Source organism: Chitinophaga qingshengii, assembly GCF_014529935.1.
Taxonomy (GTDB): domain Bacteria; phylum Bacteroidota; class Bacteroidia; order Chitinophagales; family Chitinophagaceae; genus Chitinophaga; species Chitinophaga qingshengii.
Window position 1 is genome coordinate 3,255,077 of record NZ_JACVFC010000001.1, and the last position, 19,022, is coordinate 3,274,098.

14 protein-coding genes are annotated in these 19,022 nt (G+C 48.2%); 11 read left to right on the plus strand and 3 right to left on the minus strand.

Annotated elements, in window-relative coordinates; genetic code table 11:
* Positions 1-5 precede the first annotated feature (5 nt).
* The 7 genes from ICL07_RS12665 (at position 6) to ICL07_RS12695 (ending at position 9,900) form a co-directional block, all read left to right on the plus strand.
* The gene (locus ICL07_RS12665) at positions 6-602 is read left to right on the plus strand and encodes a DUF4194 domain-containing protein (RefSeq protein ID WP_188088270.1); all 597 of its coding nucleotides are present in this window, start codon (positions 6-8) and stop codon (positions 600-602) included.
* Positions 580-3,963, plus strand: coding sequence for an ATP-binding protein (locus ICL07_RS12670; protein WP_188088271.1), 3,384 nt, complete (start codon positions 580-582; stop codon positions 3,961-3,963). Before ICL07_RS12665 ends, ICL07_RS12670 begins: the two co-directional genes overlap by 23 nt.
* A 259-nt stretch (positions 3,964-4,222) precedes the next feature.
* Entirely contained in the window at positions 4,223-5,611 is a 1,389-nt protein-coding gene (locus ICL07_RS12675; RefSeq protein ID WP_188088272.1) for a cytochrome ubiquinol oxidase subunit I, read from the plus strand.
* A gap of 11 nt (positions 5,612-5,622) precedes the next feature.
* Complete coding sequence (cydB, locus tag ICL07_RS12680; RefSeq protein ID WP_188088273.1) at positions 5,623-6,657, plus strand: cytochrome d ubiquinol oxidase subunit II; 1,035 nt, start codon at positions 5,623-5,625, stop codon at positions 6,655-6,657.
* A gap of 408 nt (positions 6,658-7,065) precedes the next feature.
* The gene (locus ICL07_RS12685; protein WP_188088274.1) at positions 7,066-8,028 is read left to right on the plus strand and encodes a helix-turn-helix transcriptional regulator; all 963 of its coding nucleotides are present in this window, start codon (positions 7,066-7,068) and stop codon (positions 8,026-8,028) included.
* 143 nt (positions 8,029-8,171) lie between these two features.
* On the plus strand, positions 8,172-9,212 hold the full coding sequence (locus ICL07_RS12690; RefSeq protein WP_188088275.1) for a DJ-1/PfpI family protein: 1,041 nt from the start codon (positions 8,172-8,174) through the stop codon (positions 9,210-9,212).
* 4 nt (positions 9,213-9,216) lie between these two features.
* On the plus strand, positions 9,217-9,900 hold the full coding sequence (locus tag ICL07_RS12695; protein ID WP_246485014.1) for a GyrI-like domain-containing protein: 684 nt from the start codon (positions 9,217-9,219) through the stop codon (positions 9,898-9,900).
* 5 nt (positions 9,901-9,905) lie between these two features.
* On the opposite strand, the gene rnc is transcribed toward ICL07_RS12695, so the two are convergent.
* From rnc to ICL07_RS12710, 3 genes are all read right to left on the minus strand, one after another.
* Complete coding sequence (rnc, locus tag ICL07_RS12700) at positions 9,906-10,574, minus strand: ribonuclease III (protein WP_246485015.1); 669 nt, start codon at positions 10,572-10,574, stop codon at positions 9,906-9,908.
* Between the two features lie 61 nt (positions 10,575-10,635).
* The gene (fabF, locus tag ICL07_RS12705; protein ID WP_188088276.1) at positions 10,636-11,889 is read right to left on the minus strand and encodes a beta-ketoacyl-ACP synthase II; all 1,254 of its coding nucleotides are present in this window, start codon (positions 11,887-11,889) and stop codon (positions 10,636-10,638) included.
* 23 nt (positions 11,890-11,912) lie between these two features.
* Complete coding sequence (locus tag ICL07_RS12710; RefSeq protein ID WP_012788038.1) at positions 11,913-12,149, minus strand: acyl carrier protein; 237 nt, start codon at positions 12,147-12,149, stop codon at positions 11,913-11,915.
* Positions 12,150-12,705: 556 nt separating this feature from the next.
* Between ICL07_RS12710 and ICL07_RS12715 the strand changes: the two genes are divergently transcribed.
* From ICL07_RS12715 to ICL07_RS12730, 4 genes are all read left to right on the plus strand, one after another.
* Positions 12,706-13,791: an efflux RND transporter periplasmic adaptor subunit gene (locus tag ICL07_RS12715; protein WP_188088277.1), complete on the plus strand. Its 1,086-nt coding sequence runs from the start codon at positions 12,706-12,708 to the stop codon at positions 13,789-13,791.
* A gap of 72 nt (positions 13,792-13,863) precedes the next feature.
* A complete protein-coding gene (locus ICL07_RS12720; RefSeq protein ID WP_188088278.1) occupies positions 13,864-16,992 on the plus strand; it encodes an efflux RND transporter permease subunit in 3,129 nt (1,042 codons plus the stop codon).
* Positions 16,993-17,010: 18 nt separating this feature from the next.
* Entirely contained in the window at positions 17,011-18,342 is a 1,332-nt protein-coding gene (locus tag ICL07_RS12725; RefSeq protein ID WP_188088279.1) for a TolC family protein, read from the plus strand.
* 142 nt (positions 18,343-18,484) lie between these two features.
* Positions 18,485-19,012: an RNA polymerase sigma-70 factor gene (locus ICL07_RS12730; protein WP_188088280.1), complete on the plus strand. Its 528-nt coding sequence runs from the start codon at positions 18,485-18,487 to the stop codon at positions 19,010-19,012.
* Positions 19,013-19,022: the final 10 nt, after the last annotated feature.

Sequence of the window (19,022 nt, forward strand, 5' to 3'; positions counted from 1 at the left end):
GAAACATGGCCGATCACAATATTTCTCCCTTTGCGCACGTGTTCCTCAAACTCATGCAGGGCCCCGTGTACGAAGAAGACAAAGCATACTGGAAAGACCTGCTGGGCTGGCAAACAGAACTCAGCAAATACCTTAACCAGGTAGGACTGCAACTCATTATCAACGAAAGCGATGGTTTTGCCCGTATCCTGCAACCTGAGGCAGATGATACCTCCGGCGATAAACCATTGCCACGCCTCATGCGTAAAACCAGGCTCACCTACGAAGCCACGCTGCTCTGCATCGTACTCCGCGAAGCCCTCGATGAATTTGACATCAAAGGCAACGGTACCCGGCTGTTCATGACCCAAAAAGAAATCAAGGAAAGACTCGCCTTGTTCTTCAAAGAGCGGAACAACAAATCCAAACTGCTCAAAGACCTGAACAAACCCATCAACAGCCTGCTGAATATCGGTATCCTCAAAGCTACCCGCGAAGACGCGGCCAACAAGGAACTGCATCAGTACGAGGTAAAAAGAGTGATCAAAGCACTGGTCAACAACGAGAAACTGGAAGAAATTAAATCAAAACTGAATTTGCATGTCCACCCTGTTCAACAGTGATTCAAAAGAAAGCGGGTTCCGGTTACAATATCTTGAAATATACAACTGGGGCACGTTCCATAATAAAATATACCGACTTAACACCAGCGGCCAGACCTCTCTGCTCACCGGCGCCAACGGTAGCGGTAAAACCACGCTCATCGACGCCCTGCTGACACTGCTCGTGCCAGCCGGTAAACGTTTTTATAACCAGTCGTCCGGTACCGATCAAAGGAAAGACCGTGGTGAAGAATCCTACTTCTGGGGATACTACGGTAAAACATTCTCCGAAGACTCGCTGCAATCTAAAACAGAACAGCTCCGTCATAAGGAAAACAACCCGTACTCGGTACTGCTGGCCTATTTCTACAATGCCGCCACCATGCACCAGATCACCCTGGCGCAGGTACGCTGGTACTCCGGAGAACTGAAAAGACAATTCATCGTATCTCCGCATAAACTCAATATCAACGACCACTTCGGCAACGGTAAATTCGATATGAAAGGCGATTGGAAAAAGAAACTACGCCTGGAATTCCCGAAAACAGAAATTACCGACAGCTTCAAGGAATACGCTGCCCTCTTCAGCAATATCTTCGGCCTGCGCAGTGAAAAAGCCCTGTCTCTCTTCAACCAGACAGTAGGTATCAAAGTGTTGGGCGACCTCAATACCTTTATCCGCGGCCAGATGCTGGAAGAAACCGATGCGGAAGGCGAATTCCTGAAACTGCGCGAAAACTACGACAGCCTGCTGTCCAGCCACCGCGCCATCCAGAAAGATGAAACCCAGCTGAAAATGCTGGAACCCATCATCACCAATAAAACCGCGTGGCAGGAACTCCAGGACCGTAACCACGAACTGCAGATGCTACAGGATCTGCTGCCTGCCTGGTTCAACAAACAGGAAAAAGATATCCTGGAAAATGAACTGGAAGCACTGCAGAAAGAACAGCAGAAAACAGCCCGCACCCTCACCGGCATCAACGAACACCTGCAAACGCTCAACCTGCGCAAGGATGAACTCATTGCCCAGAAAGCCAATAACAGCGTGGACGAGCAACTGCGTTCCATCGAAAAATCCATCCACTACGAACAAAAAGCCCTCGAAGGCAAACGTAATAAGATGGAGGAATACAACATGCTCGCCGACCGGCTGGAACTGGCGCCCAATCCGGATGAACAGCAGTTCCACGAAAACATTTCAGGCGCTGAACAACTGAAAGGCGCACACGATAAACAACTGGAAACCCTCCAGGAAGAGATGTTCCATTACAAGAGCAGCCTCACCGCCGAAAGGGCCCAGGTAACACGGCTGGAAGAAGAAATTGAATCCTTCCTCAACCGCAAAAACAATATTCCCTACGAGCTGGTACGTATCCGTCAACAGCTCGCTGATATGCTCGATGTACAGGAAGAAGACCTGCCGTTTGTGGGAGAGCTCGTTCGCGTGAAAGACAGCGAAAGCCACTGGGAAAACGCTATTGAGAAAGTGCTGCACAACTTCGGCCTGCGCCTGCTGGTACCGGAAGAGTACATCATGGACATCAATAAGTACATCAACTCCAACAACCTGCAAACACGCCTCGTTTACCACAAAGTGGAAGACGAAAGTTATACCATGCTCCGTATGCCTTCCGAAAAGGAAAGCCTGCTGCAGAAGATAGAAATCAAACCCGGTACCATCTTCAAGGAATGGCTGCAAAACCAGCTGCTGGACCAGTTTGACTATACCTGTACCGATGACATGGCAGTGTTTAATAAATCACGTAAAGCCGTTACTTCCAAAGGACTAACGCGACAGGCTACACGTCATGAGAAAGATGACCGTCCGAATCGTTCACAACAAAATAACTACGTACTCGGCTGGAACAATAAAAATAAACTGCGCCTGCTGAAGGAAGAACAGGACGAATGCAACAGCAATATTGAAACGCTGCAACATAGCATCTCCCAGCTGGAAACCACCCGTAAGAATATTACCACGGTAAATACGCTGCTGAACGCTTTCCTGTCGCTCCGCAACTACAGCGAAATCAACTGGCAAACACATGCCGGCGTGATCGAGTCATTCGCCCGCGAAAAAGCACAACTGCTGCAAACCAGCGACAAATACCAGGTGATCTGCGATCAGCTCGACGATGTCACCGCACAAATCCAGGACAAGGAAAAAGAAAAAGAAAGAGCGCTGCAGGAAAAAGGCCGTATCGATGATAAAGCCGCCGAAAAACTACGTCATTTTAATCAGCTGAAGGTCAACAAGCTGGACGATGTTTCCCTGCAATATGTACTGGAATACCTGTCCGACCTGTCACTTACCGAACCGGCGGAAACCACCGCAGAACTGGCTTCTTACCGCAAACGCGCCGATGACAACCTGAAGGCCACCTTGCACGATGCCATGCGCCAATCCGCCGAAAAAGAAGCCGAAATCACCCGGCAGTTATCCGCTTTCGTGATGCCGTCCAAAGCCATCCACGATACCTATCCGGAATGGCTCGGCGATGTCAGCGACCTGCAGCCGCATGTACGATACCTCGACGAATTCACCTCTCTCTATGAGAATATCAAATACCAGCGCCTCATTGAGCACAAAGAACGTTTCCGTAAATATATGGATACCAGCATGCTCAATGCCATTACAAACTACCGGGCATGGATATACGGCCAGGAAGATCTTATCCGCGAAGTGATGGACGATCTGAACGAACCGCTCAGGAACATCACCTTCAACAAAAATCCGGATACTTACCTCCAGCTGGAATGCCGCCATGTAAAAGACGTGGAGATCCGAAACTTCAAGGAAAAACTGAGTGGCGCCGTACCCGACTCCATGAAGTATCACCTGGAAAAAGACGAAGCCTACGGCGAACAACTCTTTGAAAACATCAAAGTACTGATCACGGAGCTGCAACAGAACGAAGCATGGCGCCGCAAGGTAACGGATGTACGTAACTGGCTCGACTTCGGCGCCAAAGAATACTACATCGCCGATAATAAAGCATTTAAATACTACGAGGATACCGCCAGTCTTTCCGGTGGGGAAAAAGCCCAGTTCACCTACACCATCCTGGGGGCCGCTATCGCTTACCAGTTTGGCATCAACGAGGCCAACCGTCAGCATCGCAGTTTGCGCTTTATCACCGTGGATGAGGCTTTCAGCAAGCTGGACCCGGAGAAAAGCCACTACCTGATGGAATATTGCGGACAGCTGAACCTCCAGCTACTGGTAGTAACGCCATTGGATAAACTGAATATCGCAGAACCGTATATCCATGCCTGTCACTTTGTATCCAACAAAAACAAACGTGACTCCGTTGTATATAACTTTACCATGGAAGAATACAGGGAAAGGAAAAAAGAGTTTGAAACCATGGAAGCGTAGTTCACGCAAAGGCGCAAAGCAGCTAAGAGCGCAAAGTTTTTCATTAAGATTTTTAAGAGAGCAAAGGAGCTAAGATCAAATGTTGATCTTAGCTCCTTTGCTTTCTTATATTCGCTTATATCATCTTTGCGCTCTTAGCTGCTTTGCGCCTTTGCGTGAACTATTTGCGGGAAAAATATTATATATTTATAGATATATGATAAACGTCAGTTTCACCGATTGGAGCAGCCACTAACTTTGTGTTCATAATTCAATGCGTATGCCTTCCGTTGAAATACTATCCAGGATACAGTTTGCCTTTACGATTGCCTTCCATTACATCTACCCGCCGCTGAGCATTGGGCTGGGCCTGTGTTTGGTGATCATGGAAGGGCTTTACCTGAAAACAGGAAAACTGTTATATAAGGAAATCACGAAGTTCTGGATCAAGATCTTTGCACTGATATTTGGTATTGGCGTAGCGACCGGTATCGTCATGGAATTTGAGTTCGGGACCAACTGGGCTACCTATTCCCATTATGTAGGCGATATCTTCGGCAGTGCGCTGGCAGCGGAAGGAATCTTTGCCTTTGCCATGGAATCGGCCTTCCTGGGGGTTCTATTGTTTGGATGGGACCGGGTGCATAAAGGCGTGCACTATTTCTCCACCATCATGGTGGCAGTGGGGTCCGCCTTGTCTGCATTATGGATTGTGATTGCCAACTCCTGGCAGCAAACGCCCGCCGGATACCGGATTGAAGGGCATGATCTCGGCGCCAGAGCCGTGGTGACCGATTTCTGGGCGATGGTGTACAATCCTTCCAGCATAGACCGTTACGCCCATGTAATCATCGGTTCCTTTCTGGCAGGAGCTTTCCTCGTGATGAGCGTTGCCGCCTGGTATATCCTGAAAAAACGTTTTGTGGAACACGCACAGGCGATGTTTAAAGTAGGGTTAGCCGTAGCCGTTATTGCAGCGCTGGCGCAGCTTTTCACCGGTCACCGTTCTGCTCACTATGTCAGTAAATACCAACCCGCCAAATTGGCCGCGATGGAAGGGCATTACGATAGCCTTGCCGTGGCGGATATGTATATCATTGGCTGGGTGAATAATAAAGAACAAAAAACAACCGGTATCAAAATTCCCGGCGGGCTGTCTTTTCTGACCCATGGCAGCTTCAGTGCGCCGGTAGAAGGTTTACGCGCCACGCCGCCACAGGACAGGCCCGGCGCGGTCAACTTCGTTTTTCAGACCTACCATATCATGATCTCTATTGGGATGACCCTGATTGGTTTGACGCTACTGGCTTTGATATTATTATGGAGAAAAAAACTGTTTCAGCAACGCTGGCTGATGATTGTCTTTGCCTGGGCGGTGCTGCTGCCGCAGATCGCCAACCAGGTAGGCTGGTATGCAGCTGAGGTGGGCCGTCAGCCCTGGGTGGTATATAAACTACTGCGCACTTCCGATGCGCTTTCCAAAAAAGTAACGGCAGATCAGGTGATGTTTTCGCTGATATTGTTTACGCTGGTATATATGTTGCTGTTTACCCTGTTCCTTTATCTGCTTAACCGTAAGATACAGCATGGGCCAGACATCGCAGGCAGTACGCACGACGACGATCACGATCAGTATTACCCTAATAATTTGACAAACCTTCCTTCTTAAACTACCCTTGCATGGAAACAATACTCGGACTGGACCTTCCCACCTGGTGGTTTTTAGTGATCGGCGGACTGATCACCGGTTACGGTGTACTCGATGGTTTTGACCTCGGCGCAGGCGCCCTGCACCTGTTTTTTAATAAGGAAGAAAGCAGGCGATTAGTGCTCAACGCTATCGGACCTGTGTGGGATGGTAATGAAGTATGGCTCGTCATAGCCGGAGGGGCGCTGTTTGCAGGTTTTCCACTGGTATATGGCGTTATTTTCTCTACCTTCTACATTCCTTTTATGTTGTTCCTCGTGGCGCTCATTTTCAGGGCTATCTCCATTGAGTTCCGCAGTAAGGAACCATGGCCCTGGTGGCGGAAGATGTGGGATATTTCCTACACGGTTTCCAGTACAGCCATTACCTTGTTACTGGGACTGGTACTGGGAAACCTCATTCACGGACTGCCCATCAACAAGGAACATGAATTCACCGGCAACCTGCTGACCTTCTTTAATCCTTATGCAATTTTGATAGCCTTTACCACGTTGTCCCTGTTTATGCTCCACGGGGCTATTTACCTGGTGATGAAGACCGAAAACCGGCTCTACGCCAAACTAACTATCATGGTGAACAATTGCAGCAAGTTCTTCATTCTTTGTTTCATCCTAACGTCGATGGCCACACTGATATACATTCCGCATATGACCCATCAGTTTAAAAATCATCCGGAACTGTTCATCATCCCCATGGTAGCGGTGTTTATCCTGCTCAACATCAAACGCAATATCGACTCCAGAAAATATTTCACCGCTTTCTTCTATTCCTGTATCATCACTTCCTGTTTGCTGATTTTGTTTGCCGTAGGACTGTATCCCAACATTGTACTATCTACCACCGATCCTTCCTACAGCATCAGTATTTACCAGGCGGCATCTTCCAACAAATCGCTGAAGATCATGTTGCTTATTGCAGCCATCGGTACACCGCTGGTGATAGGGTACAGTATTTTCGTTTTCTGGACCTTCCGCGGTAAAGTAAAACTCACCGACATGAGTTATTAACAAAAGGCAGGCATCTGCCTAAAACATAAACAAAAAGAAAAGCAAAAAAGAGATATGTATGTGGGCCAGATCGGTTATATCTGCTAAAACTAAACCACCGGCTAATACCCATAAGCCCCTCCATCCGTAAGAACCTGAACAACATCTTAGCCCAGGGTGGGCTATAAATAACAGGCCCCCGCAAGAAATTGCAGGGGCTTACCATTTAACCTATATTCTGTACTGTAGCATCGTGTTTGTGTATCTTTGGAAATTCACATCACGCTCGTAATCAACCACTTAATTATTTTCCAAAGATTTGTTACATATTAAAGACAGTTTAACCTCCCCAAAGTTTAATGCGATCACAAAAAAAAATAAAAAATAATTTTTGGCTTCCGAAATTAGAGGTCACAACCTGGCAATTTCATGAACCGTATCGATAGGCTTACCGCCATCCTCATCCAGTTACAAGGCAGAAAAATAGTCAAAGCAGCTGACATATCCGAGCGATTTAATATCAGCCTGCGGACCGTATACCGCGACGTAAAAGCCTTACAGGAGGCGGGCGTGCCCATTGGAGCGGAAGCCGGTACCGGCTATTATATCGTAGATGGTTATCACCTGCCACCAGTCATGTTTTCCAAGGAGGAGGCAGCCTCCCTGCTGACAGGGGAGAAGCTCATGGAACAGTTTGGCGACCAATCCAGCCGTAAACAATTTGGTTTTGCCATGGAGAAGATCCGGTCTGTATTACGCGGCTCCGAAAAAGATTTCCTGGAATCACTGGAAGACAATATCGTTGTCATGCGCCCCTACAGCCAGATGGAGCAGGAAAATTTCCCCAACCGCTTTTTGACGGACCTGCAGCATGCGCTGGGTCATCAACAGGTAGTCAACATGGAATACTTTTCTTTCCAGGAAGAAGTGGCTACCCGGCGTGAAACAGAACCCATCGGTATTTTCCACGATGGCAGCAACTGGCACCTGATTGCCTGGTGCCGCCTCCGGCAAGGCTACCGCGATTTCCGGGTAGACCGTATCCGTAAACTTAACCTTACATCTTCCTATTATAAAAAAGATAAACGCATATCCCTGCAGGAATACCTGGAACAGCGACGCAACGCTGCCCCGGAAAAGACATTGCTGGTGAAAATAGCGGTGGATAAAGACCTCCGGAGATATATGCGCACCCAGCTGTATTATTATGGCCTCATGGATGAAATCCCCAAAGGCGATAAGGTAGAACTGACTTTCCTCACATCCAGCCTGAATTACCTCGCCCGCTACCTGATTATGTTTGGCAATGGAGTCACTATCATTGAACCCGCTGCCCTTAAAACCACGCTGTGCGAGCTGATAACGGAACTTAATAACCACTATATCAGTTAGTTATTTTGACATTTAGATATTTAGCTATTTTGATATTTGTTTGTTTAAATAACTAAATAACAAAATTTCCAAATAACTAAATCCTCCTGACATAGGGTTGTCACACCTGCTGCGTTGTTTTGTATTGTTAAACGATAAACAATATGAAAGCACAACGCAACTGTTACGTATACGTATACGACCGGTATTCAGACTGGGAGCCAGCCCTGGCCGTCTATGGACTCAACAACTTTACCGATATCCGGGTGATACCGTTTTCGGTAGACGGGCAGCCGGTCACTTCCGGCGGGAATGTCAGCGTTCAACCGCAACAGAGCCTGGAACAGGCTATAGCAGCGGATATCGACCTCCTGATTATTCCGGGCGGCGCTACCATCGCTGCCGGCGCTGAACATGAAGCGTTGTTACCCCTCGTCCGGAAACAGCTGGACAGTGGCCGTCTGCTGGCAGCCATCTGCGATGCGACAGTATTCCTGGGCAATCATGGCCTGCTGGACCAGATTTCGCATACCGGTAATGATGCCCGCGTATTGCAGATGATGGCGCCGAATTATAAAGGCGCCGCCCATTATATAGCCCGGCCTGCCGTCACCGCCGGTAACCTGATCACCGCTGCCGGCACCGCCATGGTACCTTTCACCAAAGAAATCTATACCGCACTGGGCATACTGGAGCAGCCCGAACTGGCCTTCTGGTTTGGCTTCTTCGATGCAGCCGGTAATACGCCCCAATTCAGCCATGTACCGGCTCTGCCTTTCTTCTTCCGCAGTTACGAAGTAAATATGGAGAGTATGCTGCCCCTGGTGCGGACAGCCACCCTGGAAATGTACCGGCAAGCCATAGCCGCGGGCCTGGAAGTATGCGGCCCGGTACAATGGCACTATCATCAGTTTGACGGTAACCCTCAAACCATGTTCAGGCTGGAAATTGGTCTTCCGATAACCGCCGTCGGGCCGGTACCGGCTCCCTACCAATGCGAAGTACTGCCCGCTTTCGATTGTATCAGCACCACCCATGAAGGCGGCTGGGACAAACTCGGCGATACTTACGGAAAACTGATCAGCATTACCCGGGCCCTTGGTATTCAACTGGCTGGATACAACCGCGAACAGTATTTCCGGTACGACTTTCATCAACCGGATCAAAACATCACCAATGTACAGATGGGTATCCTAAAACCTTAACATCATGAAATACAGGCATGCTCTGGGATGGGCCCTGTTATTAGTGGCAGGATTTAAAATAGACTATGCACTCAACCTAACGGATATGAATAAACTCGATCTTACCAAAACGTTTAAAAGCTACTACACTGCCAGTCTCACGCCGCAGCTGGCTACCATCGAAAAAGGATTGTTCCTGACCATCAACGGTCAGGGCGATCCCAATGGGCCCGTTTTTGCTGAAAACACCGGCGCACTCTATGCCGTAGCCTATGGAATTAAATTCCAGTGTAAAAATGCAGGCAACGATTTTACCGTCAGCAAACTGGAAGGTTTCTGGTGGGTAAACGACACCACGGTAGAACCGCTACTGGTACCGCGAAGCGAATGGATGTATGAGCTGGCTATTCGTATGCCCGATTACGTTACCCGGCAACAACTGTCGGCGGCAGTGCTCGGCGCAGAAAAGAAGAAACAGTCTTCACTGTTCAGGAATGTAGACCTGAAAACGATGGAAGAAGGCCCCTGCATACAAATGATGCATATAGGTCCTTTCAGTGAGGAACCGGCATCCCTGCAAAAAATGGAAGACTTCATGCACCAGCATGGGTTACACATGAATGGCAGGCACCATGAAATATATTTGTCTGATACCAGGAAAACAGCGCCGGAGAAGTTAAGAACTATTTTGCGGCATCCTGTGAAGTGAAAGTATTAGTCTGACAATCCCAGTTGCTGAATGGCTTGCTGGGCAGCAATCTGGCTGGCGTCTTTTTTATTGAAGGCTTTACCGGTGCAAATCAGTTCACCGTCTACCACAGCGCCTACAGTAAAAATGCGCCGGCCATTGTCCATTTGTTCATCGAGCAGTTCAAACTCGAGGACTTTGCCGTTTTTATTAGCCCAGCCATACAATTTGTTCTTGTGGTTCATTTCCACACTTTCCAGCAGCTCCATATCGATATATGGCATAAGGATACGTTTGTGAACAAACTGTTGGGTTTTGTTATAGCCACGGTCCAGGTATACCGCGCCTACCAATGCTTCGAGGGTATTACCAAAGATCTGGCTGATCTTCAGGAAGCTGTTGTATTTGTCGTAGATGGTGAGTTTACGCAGCCCCATTTTGATAGCGATATCATTCAGTTGCTGGCGGTTCACTATTTTAGAGCGCATCTCGGTGAGGTATCCTTCTGTTTTGTAAGGATATTTTTTAAAGAGATAATCGCCCACAATAGCGCCCAGGATGGCATCGCCAAGGTATTCCAACCGCTCGTTGCTTTCGAGGAACTTCTCTTTGCTTGAGCGATGGCTAAGGGCTATCTCATACAGGGCAAAGTTGCCTGGAGGGAAACCCAACAGGGCAGTGAGCTCTTTGTACAAGTGCCGCTTCTTGGATACGAGTCGATATAAAAATCCTGGCAGTAATTTCACACAATCAAGATCAAGGAACAAATTTTTTGAAAATAACAGAAGCATTATGTCCTCCAAACCCAAAGGTGTTGGATAATGCGGCTCTCACTTCTCTCTGTTGTGCGGTGTTAAAGGTAAAATTTAATTTCGGGTCTAGCTGAGGGTCGTCGGTAAAATGGTTAATGGTGGGTGGTACAATACCGTTGATGATAGACATGATACAGGCGATGGATTCAATAGCGCCGGCAGCACCCAGCAGGTGACCGGTCATGGATTTGGTGGAACTGATGTTCAGATCATAGGCATGATCACCAAATACTTTTTGAATAGCCTTTACTTCTGCGATATCACCAAGAGGAGTAGAAGTACCGTGTACATTGATATAATCAATATCATTTGCCTGCAAACCGGAATCTGCCAATGCCTGCCGCATCACGTTCATCGCACCCAGTCCTTCCGGATGAGGAGCGGTAATATGATGTGCATCCGCAGTAGCGCCTCCGCCGGCCAACTCTGCATAAATTTTTGCACCTCTTGCCAACGCATGATCCAATGATTCCAGTACCAGCGAACCAGCACCTTCTCCCATCACAAAACCGTCACGGTCGAGGTCGAATGGCCGGGAAGCCGTTTTAGGATCATCGTTTCTTTCAGATAAGGCCTTCATGGCGTTGAAACCGCCAACACAAGGCTCATTGATCACATTCTCCGAACCGCCGGTAACTACCAGGTCGGTTTTACCGTAGCGGATGCTGTACATCGCTTCAATAATCGCATTGGTAGCGGAAGCACAGGCAGATACAACGGAAAAATTAGGCCCCCTGAAGCCGTGGCGGATAGAGATAGAACCAGCAGCAATATCAAGGATAAGCCTCGTGATAAGGAATGGGCTGAAACGGGGAGTCCCGTCTCCGGTATGAAATTCTCTTAGCTCATGACTGAAGTTGATCATCCCACCAACACCGGTACCCCATATCACCCCGGCCCGATCTACATCGATCTTGTCCTTGTTGATACCGGCATCCAGTATAGCCTGATCTGCGGCAATCACCGCTGTTTGTGTAAAGGGGTCCATCTTACGGGCCTCCTTCTTATCCAGGTAATTGGTAGGGTCGAAATTCTTCAGTTCACAAGCAAAACGGGTTTTGAACTTGGAAGCGTCAAATTGACGGATATAATCCGCGCCGGATACACCGTTCGCCAATCCGTGCCAAAATTCAGCTACGGAATTGCCGAGCGGTGTAAGAGCGCCTAAACCTGTAACGACAACTCGTCTTGGTTGCATTAAAACAATTCTGATTAGTAGGATTATTTTACATGTTCTTCCAGGTAAGCAACTGCCTGGCCAACAGTAGTAATAGTTTCAGCTTGTTCGTCAGGAATGGAGATGTTGAATTCTTTTTCGAATTCCATAATCAGTTCTACCGTATCCAAAGAGTCAGCGCCTAAGTCGTTGGTGAAGGAGGCTTCAGGAGTTACCTCGGCTTCGTCAACGCCCAATTTGTCAATGATGATCTTTTTAACTCTTGATGCAATGTCTGACATAATTTTAAGTGTTTTTGGTTTAAAACTTGACTGCAAAAATATAATTTTTATTGAATTGCCAACAGATAGCCCGAATTTTAACCCCCTGCTACTATGGACAATCCCGCCAAACCCAATACAGTAAACATATTTTGGACTTTGTTAATAAAAGATTTTCTCTCATGCACCCCCCATTCCAACCAGATATTACCCTTTTCACCCCTCAGATATACCCATTCGGGTATACCCTCCTCTCTTCCAAAAAATGTATATGTCCGCTTCCTAAAATAGCCAATTATTCAAATATTCCCCTTTCCGACCCTTCTTAATCTCCATTTAACCCGCTTTTTCACCACTTATCTAACCCCTTAACGCTAATTAACAGTCCCCACATGTATTCACAACGCCCATTTATTAAATTTGTCCGGCTTATGGGAAAGCTGTCTGCTATTGAGTTATTGGATTATTTGGATATTTTATGATATAAAGGGTTTCCTAATGGTTATATAACCAAATAGTATGTACTGCCCTCCGGTTATTTATCAATTAAAAGCGAATCGCAAAAAGGCTCATTAACATGCCCAACACCAAAAAAACAGTCCGCTCCATTATTATATTGGTAGCTGCTGGTATCGTGCTCTTCCTGGTTTATAAAAATATAACCGGCAAAAAGGAAGCAGCTGCTGCCTCCAACGGAGCCGCCGCTAAAGGCGCCAATTCCCGTCAGCCCCTTACCGATGCGTGGATTGTAAAAGCTTCCTCCCTGGATCAGGCCATTGAAGCAAGCGGAACATTACAAAGCAATGAAGAAGTGGAGGTAAAACCGGAAATCAACGGCCGTATCACTCACCTCTATTTTAAAGAAGGTACCTCCGTTAAAAAAGGCGACCTCCTCGTAAAACTCTACGATGAAGACCTCCGTGCCCAACTGCAAAAACTGAAATTACAACAGGAACTGGCTAAAACAACCCTCGAACGCCAGGAAAACCTGCTCAAAATAAACGGTATCAGCCGCCAGGACGTGGATGTAACCCGCAACCAGGTGGCGGCATACGGCGCAGACATCGAATTTACCCAGACCCAGCTGCAGAAAACCGAACTCCGCGCTCCCTTTAGCGGCAAACTGGGCCTCCGCAATGTCAGCGAAGGCGCTATCGTATCCTCTGCCACTGTTATTACCACCCTGCAACAGATAGATCCGCTTAAAATGGACTTCGCCGTGGCAGAAAAATATCGCAATGTGATCAAAAATGGCGACCAGGTCAATTTCTCCGTTGCCGGCGATAAAGACGAATACAAAGGGAGTATCTACGCCATAGACCCGAAAATTGACCTGACTACCCGCACGGTTAAACTCCGGGCCATCATCCCTAATAATCACGGAAACCTCTTCCCTGGCTCCTTTGCCAAAGTAAAAATCACCCTGCGAAACATGCCGGATGCCCTCATGATACCTTCCCAGGCAGTCATTCCCGGTACCCGCGATAAAAAAGTCTTTATAGCGGATAGCGGCAAAGCTAAACTGGTAGTCGTGGAAACAGGTATCCGCACCGAAAGCGATGTACAGATCCTCAGCGGCCTTCAACCCGGCGATACCGTGGTTACCACCGGTATCCTGCAACTGAAACCAGGCATGCCGCTGAAGTTCAACAAAATACAGTAACAACCATACATATTACCGGCTTACCGCATCACCATGCCCGGAACAAGCCGGTAATAGCCAAAACATATTCTCATGAGTCTACCTTCATTATCACTCAAACGCCCCGTCCTGGCAATTGTGATGAATATCATCATCGTGATATTCGGTCTCGTGGGCTTTACCTTTCTTGGAGTGCGAGACTTCCCGGCTATCGACCCGCCGATCGTCAATGTGCGGACTTCCTACGCCGGCGCCAACTCAGATATCATCGAAACACAGATCACCGAACCACTGGAGAAATCTATCAACGGGGTAGCCGGTATCAAAAACATATCTTCCAGCAGCAGTCAGGGTAGCAGTAATATCACCGTGGAATTTGAACTGGGACAAGACCTCGAAGGCGCTACCAACGACGTGCGCGACAAGGTATCCCAGGCACTTCGCAGCCTTCCGCCCGATATCGACGCGCCCCCGGTAGTATCCAAACAGGATGCTAACTCAGACGCGATCATCTCCATGACGGTGCAAAGCAATACCCGCAACCAACTGGAAGTGACCGAATACGGTACCAACGTACTGCTGGAAAAACTGCAAACCATCCCCGGTGTCAGCGCTATTCAGATATGGGGCGAAAAAAGATATGCCATGCGTATCTGGATGGACCCCGCTAAACTGTCGTCTTATAGCCTCACACCATCCGATATACAAGCTGCCCTGCAAAGGGAAAACGTGGAACTGCCCTCCGGTAAAATCGCCGGCAACGCCACCGATTTCACGGTGCGTACCTTCGGCCGTCTCTTTACGGAAGATGATTTTAATAACCTCATCATCAAAAATGTAAACGGCTCCGAAATACGTATCCGCGATGTAGGTCAGGCGGTACTGGGACCGGAAAATGAGGAAACCATCCTCAAAGAATCCGGTATCCCCATGATCGCCCTCGCCCTCATTCCGCAGCCCGGCTCCAACTATGTAGCTATCGCGGATGAATTCTATAAAAGATTTGAACAACTGAAAAAAGATATCCCGGAAGATTATTCAGTCAACATCGCGATGGATAACACCCGGTTTATTAAAAAATCTATCGAGGAAGTGGAAGAAACGCTCATCATCGCCCTCACCCTGGTGATCCTGATCGTATATCTCTTCTTCCGCGACTGGCTCATGGCCCTCCGTCCGTTGGTAGACATCCCGGTATCACTTATCGGCGCCTTCTTTATCATGTATATCTGTGGCTTTACCATCAATATCCTCACCCTGCTGGCGATTGTATTAGCAACCGGCCTGGTGGTGGATGACGGTATCGTAGTAACGGAAAACATCTACAAAAAGATAGAAGCAGGTATGCCCCGGATGCGGGCCGCCAGAGAAGGTTCCGAAGAAATATTCTTCGCCGTTATCGCTACCTCTATCACCCTGGCCTTCGTATTCCTGCCCATCATCTTCCTGCAGGGCTTCGTAGGTCAACTGTTCCGGGAATTCGGTATCGTAGTGGCCGGTGCCGTACTGATCTCCGCCTTCGTATCCCTCACGCTCACCCCGGTGCTCAACGTGAAACTGGGCCGTAAAACACATACCCACTCCTGGTTCTATACCAAAACAGAACCTTTCTTCCGCTGGATGGAAGACAGCTATAAAAGTGCGCTGGAATCGTTTATGCGTATCCGTTGGGTAGCAGGAATCGTGATCGCAGGTTGCCTGGTACTGATCTATTTCCTGTTCAAAACATTACCGGCAGAACTCGCGCCCCTGGAAGACCGTGGCCAGTTCCGCCTGTCTATCACCACACCGGAAGGTACTTCTTTCGATTACATGGATAGCTACGTGGATAAACTAACTCAGTTCCTCGCAGATTCCATCCCCGAAAAGAAGATTATCCTCAGTGTAACCTCTCCCGGTTTCAGCGGCGCCGGCGCGGTAAACTCAGCCTTCGCCAACGTCATGCTAACGGACCCGCATGAACGAAACCGCTCCCAGAAAGATATCGTGAACATGGTAAACCGCAATATGGTCCGGTTCTCACAGGGTAAAGTATTCGCTATCGAAACACAAACCATCCAGGTAGGACGCCGTAGCGGTCTGCCGGTTTCCTTCGTGCTCGAACATATCAACTTCGATTCCCTCACCCGCGTACTGCCCCGCTTCATGGAAGAAGTAGGCAACAGCCCGGTATTCCAGGGTACCGACGTAGACCTGAAATTCAACAAACCGGAACTGCGTATTCACATCAACCGCGACAAAGCTACCCAACTCGGTGTATCCGTACAGGATATTTCCCAGACTTTACAGCTGGCGCTCAGTAACCTGCGCTACGGCTACTTCATCCGCAATGGTAAACAATACCAGGTAATGGGACAGGTGTTCCGCGCCGACCGTGATGATCCGATGGACCTTCAGAATCTCTACGTGCGCAACTCCCGTGGTGAAGCCATCCAGCTCGACAACGTGGTAAGTATTGAAGAAGAAACCAGCCCACCGATCATCTATCACTTTAACCGTTATAAATCCGCCACCATCTCTGCGGGTCTTGCACCTGGCAAAACCATCGGCGACGGTCTGAAAGAGATGTACCGCATTTACAACAAACTGGAAAACGAGAAAATAATCGACGATTCCTACACCACCGCGCTCTCCGGGTCTTCCCGCGACTACGCGGAAAGCGGCTCCAACACTATGTTCGCGCTGGGACTGGCTCTCGTACTCATTTATCTCGTACTCGCCGCTCAGTTTGAAAGCTGGATAGATCCGCTGATTATCATGCTTACCGTGCCACTGGCCTTTGCGGGCGCCTTGTTGTCGCTGTGGGTATTCGATCAAACCTGGAACATCTTCTCTCAAATTGGTGTAATCATGCTCATAGGCCTGGTAACGAAAAACGGTATCCTTATCGTGGAATTTGCCAATCATCAGCGGGATGCAGGGCTAAACAAATCAGATGCCGTTATTCACGCATCGCAGATGCGTTTACGTCCTATTCTCATGACCAGCCTGGCCATGGCGCTGGGCGCATTACCGATTGCGATGTCACTCGGCGCCGCCGCTACCAGCCGCATTCCGCTGGGTATCGTGATCGTAGGTGGTATCGTGTTCTCACTGGTACTGACGCTGTTTGTTATTCCGGCTATGTATACCTTCTTCTCCCGTCATGGCAATAAGTCAGACGATAACGAAGAAGAGGAAGCAGAAGACAGGGAAGCTGACGTAGCTGCCGCTCATGCATAAACTGTTATTAAATTTATTATGAAGAAATATATCACCAGCATCGGCCTCCTCTTTGTTTTACTGGGAAGTTCCCTGGCTGCGGCTGCGCAAGAGAAGATACTGACCCTGGAGCAGGCCATAGACCTGGCGCTTAAAAACAATTACTCCATCCGGCTGGCCAGAAATACCGCGGAACTGTCTGCTAACGATTACGCCTATGCGAATTTTGCATTCGTACCTCGTTTGAATGCCACTGCCGGTACCACCTGGAATACAACTGCCACCAAACAGGAGTTCGTCAACGGCACCAAAAGAGATACCAGCGGCATTAAAGGCAATAACATCAGCGCCAATGCCACGCTCAGCTGGACACTGTTCGATGGTCTCAAGATGTTCGCTACCCGTGATAAACTGACAGCGCTCAAAGACCTGGGAGAACTGGCGATTAAAGATCAGATACAAAACTCCATAGCTACCGTCATCAGCGGCTACTATAATGTGGTGCAACAGAAACAACAGCTGGTAGCCATCCGTGAGCAGGTATCCATTTCAGAAGAAAGGGTTAAACTTTCTGATGCCAAATTCACCACAGGCCTTGGCCCGAAAACAGACCTGCTGCAATCCAAAGTGGATTATAACGCACAGAAAGCGCTGCTGCTCCGTCAGCTCACCCTGATAGAACAAAGCAAAGCCTTACTGAACCAGTTGATGGCTGTACCGGTGGGCGCTACCGGGTATGATGTACCGGATTCCATTCCCATTAATACGAAGCTGTCTTTTGTAACACTGCAGCAGAATGTCGCCAACAACAACACTGCGATCAAAGTACAACAGCAGAATATCAACATCTCCGCATTGACGATGAAGGAACGCCGCGCCGACTATTTTCCGGTAGTGACGTTTAACTCCGGTTACAACTACAACCGTAACACGTCCAATGCAGCGTCCAACGCCTTCAGCCCGCGCTTTAACCGCAATGGCGTATTTAATTACGGGCTCACGGCCAACATCCCCATTTTCAACGGGTTCAATGTAAAACGACAGGTGAAAAACGCGCGGATCGATTTTGACTACCAGAACATTACACTCGATAATGTCAAGTCCCAGGTGGACCTCTCCCTGAACAACGCCTTTAAAGATTATGAATACTATAAAAAGGCACTGGAACTGGAAGAAGAAAACAATCTGCTGGCAGAAGAAAATATGATGGTAGCGCTGGAACGCTTTAAACAGGGCGTATCTACCACCATCGAAGTAAAACAGGCGCAGCAAAGCCTGGAAGACTCCAACTACCGGCTTATTCAGGCCCGTTACAATACCAAATTGGCAGAAACAGAACTGCAGCGGTTAAATGGTTCACTGCTCCAATAACCGATCGGATAAATACCTGAAAAGCCCGGATAACCTCCGGGCTTTTTTGTTGGCTACTGCGGGAAAGAAATATCTATGCCTTAACATTCCTGTAACATAGCCGGCTTATATTTATATCCGGATAATGTTACAACCTCGAACTATGTCTGACAGCCCTCCTAAAGCACATTTTGAAAAATTATTTGAGGAGAATAATGCAAAAGTGTACAGGTTCGCGTTCAAGTTGACAGGTGATGCCAACAGAGCGCAGGAAATTACACAGTTATGCTTTGTTCGCCTCTGGGAAAATATGCACCAGGTAAAGGAAGGGCAGGATGTATTCCCGTTGCTGTTTGTGTATGTTAAGAACCTGGTGATCGACGAAACCCGTAAACTGTACCGCGAAAAAAAAGCGATGGCCCGGGTGGCCGATAACCCATTGGACGATGCTGTTAACAGCGGGGAAAAACAGTTGCTGCAAAAGGAGTTCGCCACCCGGCTGCATAAGCTGGTGGAAAATATGCCGGAACAACGGCGGAATGTATATATGCTCAGCAGAACACATGGTTATAGTCACCGGGAAATTGGTGAGCAGTTATCTATTTCTCCCGCTACCGTTAAAAATCACCTGACAGCCGCCCTGCAATATATCCGGAAAGGGCTGGGCCACCATTTTGGTAACAATAGCTGACACACTTCAA

What these genes read in the sequence shown, in the direction of transcription:
- ICL07_RS12665 (WP_188088270.1), top strand. Translation starts at nt 6, where the DNA reads ATGGCCGATCACAATATTTCTCCCTTTGCGCACGTGTTCCTCAAACTC.
- ICL07_RS12670 (WP_188088271.1), top strand. Translation starts at nt 580, where the DNA reads ATGTCCACCCTGTTCAACAGTGATTCAAAAGAAAGCGGGTTCCGGTTA.
- ICL07_RS12675 (WP_188088272.1), top strand. Translation starts at nt 4,223, where the DNA reads ATGCCTTCCGTTGAAATACTATCCAGGATACAGTTTGCCTTTACGATT.
- cydB (WP_188088273.1), top strand. Translation starts at nt 5,623, where the DNA reads ATGGAAACAATACTCGGACTGGACCTTCCCACCTGGTGGTTTTTAGTG.
- ICL07_RS12685 (WP_188088274.1), top strand. Translation starts at nt 7,066, where the DNA reads ATGAACCGTATCGATAGGCTTACCGCCATCCTCATCCAGTTACAAGGC.
- ICL07_RS12690 (WP_188088275.1), top strand. Translation starts at nt 8,172, where the DNA reads ATGAAAGCACAACGCAACTGTTACGTATACGTATACGACCGGTATTCA.
- ICL07_RS12695 (WP_246485014.1), top strand. Translation starts at nt 9,217, where the DNA reads ATGAAATACAGGCATGCTCTGGGATGGGCCCTGTTATTAGTGGCAGGA.
- fabF (WP_188088276.1), bottom strand. Translation starts at nt 11,889, where the DNA reads ATGCAACCAAGACGAGTTGTCGTTACAGGTTTAGGCGCTCTTACACCG.
- ICL07_RS12710 (WP_012788038.1), bottom strand. Translation starts at nt 12,149, where the DNA reads ATGTCAGACATTGCATCAAGAGTTAAAAAGATCATCATTGACAAATTG.
- ICL07_RS12715 (WP_188088277.1), top strand. Translation starts at nt 12,706, where the DNA reads ATGCCCAACACCAAAAAAACAGTCCGCTCCATTATTATATTGGTAGCT.
- ICL07_RS12720 (WP_188088278.1), top strand. Translation starts at nt 13,864, where the DNA reads ATGAGTCTACCTTCATTATCACTCAAACGCCCCGTCCTGGCAATTGTG.
- ICL07_RS12725 (WP_188088279.1), top strand. Translation starts at nt 17,011, where the DNA reads ATGAAGAAATATATCACCAGCATCGGCCTCCTCTTTGTTTTACTGGGA.
- ICL07_RS12730 (WP_188088280.1), top strand. Translation starts at nt 18,485, where the DNA reads ATGTCTGACAGCCCTCCTAAAGCACATTTTGAAAAATTATTTGAGGAG.